The following is a 14697-nucleotide window of genomic DNA, read 5'->3' on the forward strand; positions in this document are numbered from 1 at the left end:
GGCTAAAATGCGATGTCTACGACGGGCTATGCCTACGCACTTATTGTGCCAGATGCCACTATATAATCAACCCTGGTATCTCTAGCTAAGGAACTTTACCCTATTCAACTGCAAGTTTACAACACATCTGCAAATGCTGGACGCAGATGACGATAACACGACAATCCTCCACAAAACACTAAAACCGCAATTAGTGAGGAAACTCCCCACTCGCCCCAGTGTTTGACTTCTCCAACTAAAACTATGTCACGATAAACTTCAGCGATCGCTGCCATTGGATTTAACCAGAATACCAAACTGCGCCATTGCTCTGGAATTGCTGATGCTGGATAAACAAGCGGTGTTGCGTAAAACCAAATATTTAAAATCATCGCTAAAGTCTGCGGAATATCTCGTAAAAAGACAGTTAGTCCTGCAACAAAATAACCCAACCCTGCCGTTAGTAATAACTGCGTTAGCCAAACCAAGGGTAATAGCGCCAAGGTAGTATGTAAAGTATGAGAAATTGCTGCCACAAAAAAAATCAATGCCATTAAACCCAAAGAACTCTCAATGAACGTAGATAAAATTGGCACGAGTGGTAACAAAGTTAGGGGAAATACAACCTTTTTGACTAAATTCGGCTGTCCTACTACTGAACTAGCAGACTGTATCAAACCCCCTGTAAAAGCAATCCAGGCAAGTAAGCCTGCAAATATCCACAAACCAAAGGTGAAGTTATTTTCTGGTAAAGTTTTGAGAGTTAATTTTACTCTCAGGACAACGGAGAATACATAAGTGTAAATCAGTAATTGTGATAACTGATTTACCAAAGGCCATAAATTGCCTAAAACAGAACCTTGATATCGCGCCTCTAAATCTCGCTTTACCAAAATTCTTAGCAAGCCAAATTTTGCCCATAATTGTTCATTTACAGGCAGTATGCGCCTCAGTCTTCCCGCTTTACGTACAAAACCTCGCATTGTCTGTAACAATTTTTGGTTCCTCGTTCACTACTTACACACCTAATTGTTCTCCATAAAGCTTTATAGCAATTAAAGTACGTTTGTCTTCTTTGGAGAATAAATTGTTGCTATGAAATCTTATCCAAAATGTGCCGATTATACAATAAATCCGCTATTGGCAAGTGTATTTTAACTACAAATATAAATTTTTGTCGGCAATACTGCTTTGTTTGTCAAAGGAGCAAGTTTTTTAGCTAACTCAAACTATCTGGATCGATACCCTGCGATCGCAAATACTCTGCCAATCTATCAGCCCGTTGGCGTTCTTGTTCAGCCCGTTGGCGTTCTTGTTCGGCTTTTTCTTTTGATGTTGGCATCCAGCCTGCTGCATTGTACCAACGCAACCACAAGCCTGTTGTCTGCTGATAAGTACCTTGCCACAGACCCAATCCTAATTCTAATTCTTGCAACCAAAAGCGGTTCTCTATTAAAGATATTGCCTCGTAGCTAGTCCCTTGAAGTTGAAAGGCACGCAAATGATTTTCATAGCGGTCATAAATAACGTAGTAGGGAATCCGCAAAATCCGTTCATAGACTTCCCACTTGCTTGGGGGCTGGTTGACCTCCCGTAGGGTTTTTCCCAAGTCTTCTTGTTCTGTACCAGGTGAGAGTAATTCCACCACTAAAAAAGGCACAACTCCCTCTTGCCAAATGACGTAACTTAAGCGTAGGTCTTGCTGTTGAGTAGCGCTAGGTACTCCTAGAACCATGTACCAATCAGGACGTTTGTACCATAAAGTGTGGCGCGGGTCATAATAAAGATTTAAATCGCTAGCGAGTAAAATTTCCTCTGGTGGATAAGTCAGAGGTTGACAAGTCTCAGTGAGTAAATCCGCCTGAATGCAGTGAAATTCATCTGGCAAACCCGATTCCCCTATTAATTCACTGGGTAAATCATACATCGTAGGCATGGTTTCTTGCGGTGGGCGCGGAGGATCTGTTTGATACATCACTGTTACCTTCATTGTTTAACTCAAACTATCAGGATTTACTCCTACGATCGCAAATATTCCGCCAACCGTTGCGATCGCAATTGTTCTTTCTCCAACCTCACTTGTGCCTCAGATATTGCCTGTTGCGCTCTGAGAAAGGTATGTACTTGTTTGGTTGTTGATTTAATTTTAAGCTTTTTGTCATTGGGCATTGGGCATTGGGCATTGGGCATTGGGCATTGGGCATGGGGAAAGGGAAAGGGGCAAGGGGGAAAGGAAGGGGAAAGATTAAATTTATTCCTTTTCCCTTTTCCCTTTAACCTTTTCCCTTTTCCCTTGCCTCCCCATCTCCCCTACCTCCCCACCTCCCCACTTCTCTCTTAATTTATGAGACCTGAGTCCCGGATTCGGCTAAACTGAGACTTGGTTTATTGCATTGTATCTGGCATGGAAATCGGACAAAAGGTTAAAGTTTATCGTTTGCGCGATCGCGTTTCTGCTCCCATTGCGAAAAAATTAGGACAAGTAGGTGTTATCCAAGGGTACAAAGTCACCGATGGTAAAGGAATCGGTGTAGTGGTGCAATTTGAGGATAATTCTTCCACTTGGTTTTTTGAAGATGAAATCAAGCCTGTGTAGGCAAAAAACTCAGATATGGATTCTTCTTTGTGTTGAATCTGAAGTGATAGCCCAGGTTGAGAATCTTTATTGAGTGCTAAGTTGGAGTTGAAGATCGGCGGTGAAAAGAGGAATTAAATAATGGCTCTAATATTGACATTTTTGGGTAAAGGCGGCACCGCTCGCACCAAAATTGCGATCGCCGCCGCCAAGTTATTGGCAAGCCAAGGCAAGCGGGTACTTTTAGCAGGACTGGCAGAACCAGCACTGTCCATCCTGCTGGGTACTCCTGTTAGTTCTGAACCTCAGGAAATCGCACCCAATTTGCAAGCGGTACAGTTCCAAGCATCTGTACTACTAGAGAGCAACTGGGAAGAAGTCAAGAAACTTGAGGCGCAATACCTCCGCACACCCATATTCAAAGACGTTTTTGGTCAAGAATTGGTAGCATTGCCGGGAATGGACAGCGCCCTTGCCTTGAATGCTATCCGGGAATACGACGCCAGTGGCAAATATGATGCGATTGTCTATGATGGCACAGGTGATTCTTTGACCCTGCGGATGCTGGGATTGCCAGAGTCTCTAAGTTGGTATGTCAGGCGATTCCGACAATTGTTTGTCAACTCTGATTTAGGCAAAACAATTGCCGAATCCCCGTTAATTCAACCACTGATTAGTAGCTTTTTCAATGTCAATTGGACAGCAGACAACTTTGCTCAGCCCACTAACCAAGTTAATAATTTCTTAGACCAAGGAAGAGCTGCTCTGAGCGATCCCAAGCGCGTTGCAGCTTTTTTAGTCACCACACATGACCCCATTGAAGTAGCAACTGCCCGTTATTTGTGGGGTAGCGCTCAGCAAATTGGTCTAACAGTTGGTGGCGTTTTGCTTGTATCTTCTGAGACAAACATCCAACTGTCAGAGGAATTTACACCCTTACCTGTGAGCGTTGTCTCTGACTCCCCAACAGGAGACTGGCAAACACTCATAGATGCCCTACCTAACTTTGAAGCCCAAGCAGCACAGGCTCCTAAACCAATTGAAATTGACATCCACAATCGGCAGGTACGCTTATTCTTACCAGGATTTGACAAAAAACAGGTCAAACTCACCCAGTATGGCCCAGAAGTCACGGTGGAAGCAGGAGACCAGCGGCGGAATATTTCCCTCCCCCCGGCTCTAAGTGGTAAAGCTGTTGCTGGAGCAAAGTTTCAAAATAATTATTTGATAATTTCGTTTTAATTTAGTTAGGAATTAGAAGCAAAGTTAGGAGTTAAAAGTCAGGAGTTAGGAATAAAAATGATAATTCATAACTCCTAACTCATAACTCATAACTCCCTAACTCCTAACTCCTCACTCTAAAAAAAATACACCTTATGTCAGAATTAACTCCCATTACCCCAGATTCCAAATCGGCTGAGGCATTAGACTCAGTGGCCAATAATTCTAGCGACCAAACAATAATATCTGGCGATCGCACCGCCAAAACTCGGCAATTGCTGGGGATGAAAGGTGCATCACCAGGAGAAACTTCAATTTGGAAAATCCGTTTGCAATTGATGAAGCCCATCACCTGGATTCCCTTAATTTGGGGCGTAGTTTGTGGTGCGGCTTCTTCTGGTAACTATACTTGGACGCTAGAGAATGTTTTGAAGGTAGCAGCCTGTATGTTCCTTGCGGGGCCATTAATGACAGGTTATACCCAAATCCTCAATGATTACTACGATCGCGAAATCGATGCCATCAATGAACCCTATCGCCCCATTCCCTCTGGTGCAATTTCTCTAACCCAGGTAATTACGCAGATTTGGGTATTACTCATTGCTGGTATTGGTTTATCATTTTTGCTTGATGTCTGGGCTGGTCATGAATTCCCCACAATCACAGCCATCGCCATTATCGGTTCTTTCATCGCCTATATTTATTCTGCACCTCCTCTGAAACTCAAACAAAACGGCTGGCTGGGTAGCTACGCCTTGGGTGCAAGCTATATTACCCTGCCTTGGTGTACAGGACACGCTTTATTTGGCGAACTCAATTCTACAATTGTAGTTTTGACAATGTTCTACAGCTTAGCGGGATTAGGTATTGCCATTGTCAACGACTTCAAGAGCGTAGAAGGCGATCGACAGTTAGGGTTAAATTCACTACCCGTAATGTTTGGTATTACCACCGCCGCCTGGATTTGCGTACTGACAATTGATGTATTTCAAGGATTGATTGCAGCTTATCTCATCTACATCCATCAGAATTTGTACGCAGGTATACTTCTACTGTTAATCATCCCGCAAATCATCTTGCAGAATATCTATTTTTTACGCGATCCTGTAGCTAATGACGTTAAATACCAAGGTAGCGCCCAACCATTCCTAGTTCTGGGAATGCTAGTTGTTGGTATAGCGCTGGGTCATGCTGGCACTTGATAAAAAGTGTTGACTGATGACCGATGACTGGTGACTGGAAAATCAGGATTTATTCTCCTTGTCTCCCTTGTCTCCCACCCTGCGGGTTCGCGCTAGCGTCTCTCAAAGAGAAGCTAAAGCTACATCCCCATCTCCCCATCTCCCCATCTCCCCATCTCCCCATCTCCCCATCTCCCCAGCACTAAAGTCATAAACTTATACTTCTATGGTGAGAAGTTAAGAATTAGGAGTTAAGAGGTAATATACTTCTAACTCCTAATTTATGTCAGGAAATGCCGTGCTAGAACCGATCTATTTCCTCATTCGTGGAATTCAACCTTTGTTAGTTCCGATTTGCTTTGTAATTGCCTGGGGTGTAAGTATACTGGCTATTTTAAATATTTGGGCGGCGGCACGAGATAGCGTAGCCACAGCCAAGCAAATGCATCAAATTCCCTGTGCTGGTTGCCAATATTTTACCGATAATTACCGTCTAAAATGCACTGTCCACCCATCTATCGCCAACACAGAAGAAGCAATTGATTGTTCTGACTATCAACCGAAGACGAATCCTTATTTGTATTAGGAAGTGGGAGATGGAGAAGATGGGGAGGCTCTTAAGGCAGGGGAAAAGGTTAATGGTTCGACCCTTCGACAAAGCTCAGGACAGGCAAGCTCACCAACCGGGAAAAGGGAAAAGGAATAAATTTAATCTTTCCCCTTTTCCCCTTGCCCCTTTCCCTTTCCCCATACCCAATGCCCCATGCCCAATGCCCAATGCCCAACGACTAATGACTAATTTCTAACAAGACCTTCAAAACTCCACGGCTTTGGGCTTGTTCAAAAGCTGTCAGCGCTTCAATTAGAGGGTAGCTGGCATGAATTAGGGGTTGTACGTCTATTTGTTTTGTGGCTAGCAATTGCAGTGCTGGGGGAAAGGGGCCGCAACGCGAACCGATGAGGGTGATTTCATCCACAACTAAAGAAGAAGCATCTAAACTGAGGTTGCCAGCGTAGGTACTTTTCAGGACTAATGTACCACGAGGACGTAGGGCACGACGAGCGATGGCAAATCCTTCTGGATTGCCAGTACATTCTACTGAGATATCAAAATATCCATCTGTGACGGCATTAGCAATACTTGTTTTAATCCCCCGTGCCTCTAAGTTGGTAAGTTTATCTTGATGACGCCCTACAACCAAAAGTTCACAACCAGTTAAAGCTAGTGTCTGGGCTACCAGCTGCCCCAGTTTACCGTCTCCAATTACTAGCACGCGATTGTTTGGATGTAATGGTATTTGCTGTTGAATTTCCAAAGCTGCTGCTACAGGTTCAGTAAATGTTGCTACTTCTGTTGGCACATTATCAGGTACTAAATGTAAGTTGTCTACTGGCAAACACAGATAATCAGCAAAGGCTCCGTGACGGTTGACAATACCTAAAACAGTTCGGTTTTCACAGTGAGTCGGCTGTCCGCTACGACAAAAACGACAATGGCCGCACACCGCGTTGATTTCCCCAACTACACGTTTGTTAACTAGGTGTTCTGGCCCTTGTTCCACAACACCGACAAATTCATGACCTAGAATACCAGTATAAGGATAGTACCCTTTAAGTAATTCTACGTCAGTATTGCAAATACCTGCACGTAGGACGCGTACTAAAGCTTCCCCTGCTGGCGGTTCAGGAATGGGAATATCTGTGCGTAGTTGCAATTGGTTGTTTTCGAGCCAGAGTCCTTTCATTACTGTTTCAGGGATAATAAAAATAGTAAAGTGTCGCGCATCTAACGCAGGATATATTTTTCTGTGGACTGTTGACGGTTAACTGTTAACTGTCAACAAGATGAGTAAATGTGCAATTTTCCAGCTTAATAGTTTAGTATGCGCTGCAATAATTGGTATATAGTATAACAATTTATGTAAAATGAAGCGTGTACTTGATTTACCCTAAAGAGGATATTATAAGTAGATAGTCATGATTAAATCTAAGATGTCATTGCGAGCGAAGCGAAGCAATCGCAAAGTCTCTGGGATTGCTTCGCTTCGCTCGCAATGACAGAACATATTATATTTATTTATGTCCATCTACTTATTATCAATTATTCTTGTGTTTGCTCTCCACTTCCTTTCTGTGTGAAAACACAGAAAATCCACAATCCAAAATCGTTCGACTGAGCAAAGTCGAAGTCTAAAATTTAAAATCCAAAATTCTATAAGGTTGCATTAACTTACTTCAATTTTATTTAACCAAGTAACCAAATCGTTGGAATCAAGTGCTATCTCGCTTCCTAATGTTTTTATATAGAGAAGTCCATCACTAATAATTAAATCTCTGATTGGATACCATGAATCTCGCGTCCTAATCAAAAGTTCCAAGGGAATACCTGGTCTTGAGGTATACTTACGATACTTCCACCAAGCCCGCCATAGCATTACAGATTTAGTACACTGCATCTGATAGCCCTTGGGAATTTCACAGTATTCATACTGATAGAAACCTCGACTATCAATTTCTCCTTTGAGGATATAACTATATTCTGCTAATGCCTGATTTATCAATTCCCAATGGGATGAGCTTGGAGAAATTGAGAATTGACATGGTGTTTTAGATATTTGTGCGATCGCAACCACACCTTCAGATTTTGCACTCAGTTGGTTAGCTTTATAAACTGTTTGCGCTGTGAAAGAAGGATTTGACAATAAAATGTCTTTTTTGTAGATGGAGTTTTGGATAAAGTCTCGAAGCAAATCTAGATTAGATAACATAAATTTTTATATATCGCTGTCGTCACATGGGTTAGGCTGCCTTTGCATTGAAAAATGCTAATCTCTTCGTGTTGGCTGTTGACAGATGACAGTTAACTGTTAACCGTTATCTGTCAACAAACTTCATGAGTGACTGTGCAATTTCAAAGCGTAATACCCGATCATCACCACTTTGCTATGGTCAGTGACCCAGTGTAAGGCAAGCCCCAACACTCTGCAAATTAGCATTTATACTGGTAGTCTCACTTGCCAAATCATGGACGGGAGTTTTAATTATACTGAAACCTTTCTTTAACAAAGGTTTAATTTATTTTTGTATAGTATGCGTTGACTGTTGACTGCTAACGGTTCACACTCAACAGTCAACGGTAGCAATAAAATAGGCTTTAAAGTTTTATACCTTGGACAAAAGGTTCAAATACCGGAAGCAATTCTGGGCGACTTACCACGAGGGTAGAAAAAGAGCGATCGCTATAATCTTCACCAGCTAATAAGGGAAACGGTTGAGAATTCAGCGATGACCAAACTCCGCCAGCAGCCTGGACAATTACCCAAGCACCTGCTATGTCCCAAACTTTTGGTGTCGCCTCAATTCCCCCTAGAGTGGCCCCAGTCGCAACTGTCAAAAAGTTATAACTAGCTACGCCCAACATCCGGATTTTGCACGGAAAACCATTGCGGATAATGGCGGTACTGCGGGAACAAAGGTTAAAAAAGTGATTGTTACTGGGGCGATCGCTGCTAGTGTGGATGGGATGATGGTTGAGAAATGCTCCGGTTGGTGTGGTTATCCCAGATGAACCAGGCCAAAAACCATGAAAAGCTTGATTCAGGGGCGGTACGTAAACATAACCAAAAATGGGAGTGCCTTGATACAGCAAGCCCAGAGAAATTGACCAAATAGGAATACCCCGTGTGAAGTTAGTTGTCCCATCGAGGGGGTCAATTACCCAGCACCACTCGGTACCAGGAAAAGAGCGTTCGCTTTCTTCACTAAGGATACCGTAACCAGAAAAATTAGAAGCGATGGCATCTCCAATTTCCCGGTCTGCCCATTTATCAGCCTGCGTCACCAAACTACCATCGGCTTTTTGTAAAGCCTGTACTTGCCCAAAATCCTGCATTAATCGCGTTCCCACTCTGGTAGTGGTTGTTTGGGCAAAATCAACAATCGTATTCCAAAAGTCATTCATTGATTAATTCTCGCGCAAAGGGGGAAAGAGGCAAAGGACTTTTACATCTTTGCTTGGGAGGGTAAAGTTCAATTAATTACTAATTCGTAATTCTTGTGAGAACACTACACTAAAATGTCCGATTTGGTGGTTTTGAATTATTGGGGTTTTGAATTTTTTTGCCCACAAATCGGCTTGGTTTGTACCTTTTTCTTCCTTCTGCCTTCTGCCCTCTGCCTCCTGCCTTTCTTCTATCAATTACGAATTATTTTAATCGAGTTCATTTGACAAAATAGACGCGATCGCAGTTTTGGCGTTTGTCTGAAATTCTTTGACGTTCACTCGCCACAGTAACCAAACAGCAACAAGCATTCCTATTGCTTGCACCGCAAACACTGTACTGTATGCTAACACTGGCAAAGGAAACAGCATTTTACCTAAATTTAATACTGCTCCACCAAGGATTGTAGCCAGTCCCCTAGCCATTGCTTGGGATAATCCCCAAGCCCCAATAAATGTACCCGCCGTTTCCGCAGCAGTCAAATCTAACATCAAACTGGTAGCACCAGCTGTGATGACTCCAGATGACAGACCGAAAAAAAACAGACTACCCATCAATAAACCTGGGTTAGCGCTAAATCCCGACATAATAATTAAGCCAAAGCAAAGGGCGGCGCTGATACAGCCAATTTTAGTAGTCTGTTTCTTCCCTAAGCGGGGCAAAAGTACAAAACCAGTAGAGCAAATTCCAATGAGAGTACCTATGCCAAAAGGAATGTTTAGTCTGGTGGTTTGGGAAATACACATCCCGAAAACTTCACCACCATAAGGTTCTAAAACTGCATCCTGCATAAAAATACTAATAGTCAACACCAATAGGAAACCAAAAAATACTCCTGTTTGGCGATTAGCAGTGAGTACTCGTAAAGCTGTACCCAAACTGATTTGGTCTTCTCTACCTATTAAAGAAGAACGCGAACTAAAACGAGAATATTTCTTTTCCACGCCGAAAGTTGCCAGCACTGATAGTCCAAAGACGATGGCAGGCATAATGATAAAAACCGGGTTGATTGTGGATTGGAGTTTAGCGATGTCAACAACTTTGTTGACCTCAGAAGGATTGTAAGTTAAAAGAGCCGCCCCACAAATTTCTGGTCTTTCTAGCAACCTGGAACTAACTACCGCTCCAATCACAATACCAATCATCAGCATTGACCAGACAATGCCAATCAATTTAGAACGGTTATCTTCATCGGTAACATCTACCAAAAGAGCAGTAAAAGGAGTGGAACTAGCACTTAAGGCTAAACCATATCCGGCAAAAATTAAAGCCAGTACTCCCGCCCAACTATAAGTTTGCAAACTCCAGCCAGTAGCTTGCAAACTACTACCTACTTGCCAAACGACTTGCACAGCCAAGAAAGATATAGTTGTAAATAAGATTGCACCAATCCAGACATAGCTAGTGCGATGATAGCCCAGCAATGGCTTGGCATCGGACATTTGCCCAAACCAGATACGTGCAGGGCTGACAAATTGGTGCATGGCTATAGCAGCAGCTGTGATTAATGGCAAGACTTTTAACTCATCAATCATCACTCGATTCAGTACACCCAAAGTGAGAAGCGACATGATGCCCAATCCCATCTGAAACAAACCCAGTCGGAACATTGTGAATAAATTAAGCCTGGGTAATGATTGCAAAGATACCGAGGGATTTGATTCCGGATTCGGTGAAATATCGCTGGTGGCCATAGCTACTTTTTCTTATGCTTTATAGGATTTAATCTCTCTCTCTTTAAATAAAGATAAACCCTACTTGCTGCAAAGGAGCGATCGCACCCTACTTATCTCCAGAATTTAGGATGAGTTAGGCGCTGCTAATCAGCAGCCAAAGTAAATGTCATAATACCTTGAGTTTTATAGGACTAGATAGCGTCTCTACACCTTTTAAGGTAAAATAAAGCGCCGCATACTCGTCTTTAGTGTATTTTTGGCGAAGCAAAATTTTAGTCTAAGAGGTTCGGCAATGCTAGAAGCAGCACTAAACATTACCTTGGGATCTGAAGAAATTCTTATTCAGGAATTGGGCTTAGTAGACAAGGATAATCCGCAAAGTTGGAAGAATAAATTAATTCTTGGTGATTGTTTAGAAGCATTACAAAAGCTACCTTCTGCAAGCATTGATTTAATTGTCACCTCGCCTCCATATGCTGATAGTCGAAAAAAAACTTATGGAGGAATTGCTCCAGATGAATATACAGATTGGTTTCTGACAATAGCTCTAGAGCTAAAAAGAGTTCTAAAACCCGAAGGTTCTTTCATTCTTAATATTAAGGAGAAAGTTGTTGATGGAGAAAGACATCCATATGTATTGAAATTAATTTTAGGAATGCAGAAACAAGGATGGTTATGGACTGAAGAATATATCTGGCATAAGAAAAATAGTTATCCTGGAAAGTGGTCTAATCGTTTCCGTGATTCCTGGGAGCGTTGCTTACACTTTAACAAGCAAAAGAAGTTTAAGATGTATCAGGAATCTGTCATGGTTCCTATGGGAGATTGGGCAAAGTCGCGTCTCAAAAATCTGAGTGACACTGATAAAAGACGTGATACTTCTAAAGTTGACAGTGGGTTTGGTAAGAATATATCTAATTGGTTGGAGCGTAAAATGGCTTATCCAACTAATGTTTTACATTTAGCAACTGAATGTGGAAATAAAAACCATAGTGCAGCTTTTCCTAAAACTCTTCCTTCATGGTTTATCAAGCTATTCACTGATTTAGATGATATAGTTCTCGATCCATTTGCGGGTTCAGGAACATCTTGTGTGGCTGCTAAAGAACTAGGTAGAAATTATGTAGGAATTGAGATTAAAAAAGAATATTGTGAACTGGCAAATCTGAATATTCAAACAGCAATTGTTAAATCTCAACTTGTGAAAAATATTAACCAATACAATAATGAGGTTTTAAGTGTGGTTGGCTCAGATTATGAAATCTATCATGATTATTTAGTTCAACATGTTCTTACACCTTTCTATGACAAAAGATTTGAGAAATTGAGTAAATTAAAACTTAAAGACGTTATTAAGCGTAAAAACACTTATTTATTTAAGGCAAAAAATCTTGAGCGCGCTCAAGATTTTGTGGATAGCATAATTAGTGCATTTCTGTCTTCACAAGAAGAAACAATCTTTGGCAATTTGTTAGAAGGCTTTGCAATAAATATATCTGAAACTTTATACGGTGGCTTTAAATCAAAACTCAACAGTGTTGACTTAGAGTTTAAACGAAATGACACTTATTATATTGTAGGTATTAAATCTGGTACTAATTGGGGTAACTCAGACCAAATTAGCAAGATGAAAGACAACTTTAAGAAAGCAAGACAATTTTTGATCGAACAAGCTGTTACAAGCCAAATAGTAGCTGTTAATGGTTGTATGTATGGTAAAGATAGTAATCCTTTCAAGGAAGATATAGATTCCGAGAAAACATATTTCAAATACGCAGGTCAAGAATTTTGGGAATTTATTTCAGAAGATCCCAACCTTTACCAAGAGATGATTGTTCCCATCGGAGAAGAAGCCAAGAAAAAGGATGAACTTTTTAAATCTACTCTGGATGCAAAAGTTAATGAAATGACTTTTGAATTTATGCAGTATTTTACCAGTAACGGCCGTATTGATTGGATTAAGCTTGTTGATTATGTATCTAAAAAAGGTGATTTCAAATTAGAAGTAGTATCTCAACAGATGACATTGGAACTACAAGAGAGGGATTCAGATTTAGAAGAACCTCTGGATTTGGCAGATGCGCTAGATTTTGAAGAATAGAAGAAAAGATTCCTGAATATAAGTTTTATGAGTCTATCGAGCAAAATTATATCTATGTAAGTCGATTATTCTCCAGTACAAAAAATATCACCAATGTTTCTTACTTGTGACTGATTAGAACTTTCAAAAATGATGGGCCAAATATTTTAGGACTTACGCAAAAATTCTCTGAAACTCTTATTACTTTGTGTACTTTGCACGGCAGTTGCTTCAAGTCGGGGAACCCGCCCAACGCACTGCCTCGTCTTTGCGGTTTGTTTTTTCATGATTTTGCGTAAGTCCTGTATTTAATGTAGAATGCCCTATTCGCAGCCTTATTTGTAACGCTACACTAAAAAAGTAAAGAAATGTAAATAAATTTTATTTTGCAACCGTGGAAACCATTACATTGGGGCAAAATGGCCCACTTGTTACACCTTTGTGCATAGGTACTTGGGCTTGGGGTGATAAACTCTTTTGGAATTATGGCAATGACTACGGCCCAGAACAGTTACAAGAAGCCTTCACCGCAGCGCTAGAAGCTGGTGTTAACTTCTTCGACACTGCGGAAGTCTACGGAATGGGATTATCAGAGAAATTTTTGGGCGAATTTATGCAACAGACACAACAACCTGTGCAAATCGCCACAAAATTTGGCCCTCTACCGTGGCGATTTACAGGTCAATCTGTGTCTGATGCTTTGACACAGAGTCTTAAACGCTTACAAGTAGAGCAAATTGCCCTCTACCAAGTGCATTGGCCTTTTGCTTTCTTTTTAAGCCAAAAAACTCTGATGAATGCTTTAGCCGATGAAGTAAAGCGGGGTAGAATTGCCGCAGTGGGTGTGAGTAATTACTCAGCAGAGCAAATGCGAGACGCCCATCAAATATTGGCAGACCGTGGAGTGCCTTTGGCTGTGAACCAAGTACGCTATTCTTTACTCAGTCGCCAAATTGAAAGTAAGGGTATTGTGGCAACTGCGCGTGAATTAGGTGTGACTTTGTTGGCTTATAGTCCATTAGCTCAGGGATTACTCACAGGCAAATACACTATTGATAGTCCTGAAACTCCCACTGGTGCGAGAAAAATAGACCCAAGATTTACTAAAGAAGGCTTACAAAAAATTGCACCAGTAATATCTTTGCTACGCAGTTTCGGAGAAAAATACCATCGCACTCCAGCCCAAGTTGCTCTCAATTGGTTAATTTGCCAGGGTAACGTCATTCCCATTGCCGGTGTGAAGACAGCCGAACATGTACGTCAAAATGCCGGCGCTTTGGGTTGGAGATTGAACGAAGATGAAATTCAAGAGTTAGAAAAAGTTAGCCGTCCCTGGCTGTAGAGACGTTGCATTGCAACGTCTCTCTACTCAAACACCAAAGGCCAAAGTTCTGACACTACTAGTTCCCAACCTGGTAATAAGTCTGGTAGTGTCAGTTTGTCGTTGTCCTGCAAAACTATCGGTTCTTGGTTGAGGCGATAAACTGTGAGCGTCAATTTGTCAGGATCGATGAGGATACCAACTGTAGATCCCAGTTGTAAAAATAGCTGAATCTTTTCTACCAATGGTTTAATTCTGTCTGAATTGGATTTTATTTCTACCATCAAGTCAGGCACGAGTTCCACAAAGTCGCGCTTGCTGATTTTAAGTCGATCGGCACGAACAAAAGACACATCGGGAGCGCGGAGATTTCGTTTTTCGTTATCAGCTTCTTTACCGTTTTCCGTTTCTAAGGTAGGCAAAATAAAACCAGCGCTGGAACCAGTCACCCGTCCTAATTTTCGTGGGCGTACCCAATTACCTAGCTGTCGTGCAAACTCTATACCTATTTCTTCTGATTCATAATCTGATGGCCCCATAACAACTATATTTCCGTCTACTAGCTCCATCTGCCATTCTGGATGCTCTGCTTGTAGTTGCTCTAAGTCTGGAATACTGAACATAAGACCACGAAGAATGCATCTTTAATTTATCTTCCTACAA

15 protein-coding genes are annotated in these 14697 nt (G+C 41.5%); 7 read left to right on the forward strand and 8 right to left on the reverse strand.

All coding sequences use genetic code 11. The annotated features are described in order from the left end of the window. Positions 1-116: 116 nt before the first annotated feature. The 3 genes from VF06_RS25410 to VF06_RS41245 form a co-directional block, all read right to left on the reverse strand. Positions 117-962, reverse strand: coding sequence for an ABC transporter permease (locus VF06_RS25410; protein WP_099068552.1), 846 nt, complete (start codon positions 960-962; stop codon positions 117-119). Between the two features lie 236 nt (positions 963-1198). Further along, positions 1199-1954: a Uma2 family endonuclease gene (locus VF06_RS25415; protein WP_099068587.1), complete on the reverse strand. Its 756-nt coding sequence runs from the start codon at positions 1952-1954 to the stop codon at positions 1199-1201. A gap of 44 nt (positions 1955-1998) precedes the next feature. Beyond that, positions 1999-2169, reverse strand: a complete 171-nt coding sequence (locus VF06_RS41245; RefSeq protein ID WP_180267356.1) for a hypothetical protein — start codon at positions 2167-2169, stop codon at positions 1999-2001. Positions 2170-2383: 214 nt separating this feature from the next. Here VF06_RS41245 and petP point away from each other — a divergent pair, with 214 nt between their 5' ends. The 5 genes from petP to VF06_RS41250 all read left to right on the forward strand — a co-directional run bounded on the left by petP (position 2384) and on the right by VF06_RS41250 (position 5762). Beyond that, complete coding sequence (petP, locus tag VF06_RS25420) at positions 2384-2575, forward strand: cytochrome b6f subunit PetP (protein ID WP_099068553.1); 192 nt, start codon at positions 2384-2386, stop codon at positions 2573-2575. A gap of 120 nt (positions 2576-2695) precedes the next feature. Then, entirely contained in the window at positions 2696-3796 is a 1101-nt protein-coding gene (locus VF06_RS25425; protein ID WP_099068554.1) for a Get3/ArsA fold putative tail anchor-mediating ATPase NosAFP, read from the forward strand. Positions 3797-3930: 134 nt separating this feature from the next. After that, complete coding sequence (chlG, locus tag VF06_RS25430; protein WP_099068555.1) at positions 3931-4977, forward strand: chlorophyll synthase ChlG; 1047 nt, start codon at positions 3931-3933, stop codon at positions 4975-4977. Between the two features lie 277 nt (positions 4978-5254). Further along, positions 5255-5542, forward strand: a complete 288-nt coding sequence (locus VF06_RS25435; protein ID WP_099068588.1) for a hypothetical protein — start codon at positions 5255-5257, stop codon at positions 5540-5542. A gap of 52 nt (positions 5543-5594) precedes the next feature. Next, complete coding sequence (locus VF06_RS41250; protein ID WP_180267357.1) at positions 5595-5762, forward strand: hypothetical protein; 168 nt, start codon at positions 5595-5597, stop codon at positions 5760-5762. On the opposite strand, the gene VF06_RS25445 is transcribed toward VF06_RS41250, so the two are convergent. The 4 genes from VF06_RS25445 to VF06_RS25460 form a co-directional block, all read right to left on the reverse strand. Next, positions 5745-6701 carry an MDR/zinc-dependent alcohol dehydrogenase-like family protein gene (locus tag VF06_RS25445; protein ID WP_099068557.1) on the reverse strand — a complete coding sequence of 319 codons (957 nt, stop codon included), beginning with the start codon at positions 6699-6701 and terminating at the stop codon, positions 5745-5747. The genes VF06_RS41250 and VF06_RS25445 overlap by 18 nt on opposite strands. Positions 6702-7181: 480 nt before the next feature. After that, the gene (locus VF06_RS25450) at positions 7182-7724 is read right to left on the reverse strand and encodes a hypothetical protein (RefSeq protein WP_099068558.1); all 543 of its coding nucleotides are present in this window, start codon (positions 7722-7724) and stop codon (positions 7182-7184) included. Between the two features lie 386 nt (positions 7725-8110). Then, entirely contained in the window at positions 8111-8917 is an 807-nt protein-coding gene (locus VF06_RS25455; RefSeq protein WP_099068559.1) for an inositol monophosphatase family protein, read from the reverse strand. A 249-nt stretch (positions 8918-9166) separates the two neighbouring features. Beyond that, entirely contained in the window at positions 9167-10651 is a 1485-nt protein-coding gene (locus tag VF06_RS25460) for a BCD family MFS transporter (protein WP_099068560.1), read from the reverse strand. Positions 10652-10925: 274 nt separating this feature from the next. On the opposite strand from VF06_RS25460, the gene VF06_RS25465 reads away from it, so the two are divergent. After that, positions 10926-12734, forward strand: a complete 1809-nt coding sequence (locus VF06_RS25465) for a PmeII family type II restriction endonuclease (RefSeq protein WP_099068561.1) — start codon at positions 10926-10928, stop codon at positions 12732-12734. Between the two features lie 373 nt (positions 12735-13107). After that, positions 13108-14055 (forward strand): aldo/keto reductase, encoded by a 948-nt coding sequence (locus VF06_RS25470; protein WP_099068562.1) that lies wholly within the window; start codon positions 13108-13110, stop codon positions 14053-14055. A gap of 23 nt (positions 14056-14078) precedes the next feature. On the opposite strand, the gene VF06_RS25475 is transcribed toward VF06_RS25470, so the two are convergent. Then, the gene (locus tag VF06_RS25475) at positions 14079-14657 is read right to left on the reverse strand and encodes a Uma2 family endonuclease (RefSeq protein WP_099068563.1); all 579 of its coding nucleotides are present in this window, start codon (positions 14655-14657) and stop codon (positions 14079-14081) included. Positions 14658-14697 lie beyond the last annotated feature (40 nt).

Origin of the sequence: Nostoc linckia z4 (assembly GCF_002608075.1) — a bacterium.
Classification (GTDB): Bacteria; Cyanobacteriota; Cyanobacteriia; order Cyanobacteriales; family Nostocaceae; genus Nostoc; species Nostoc linckia.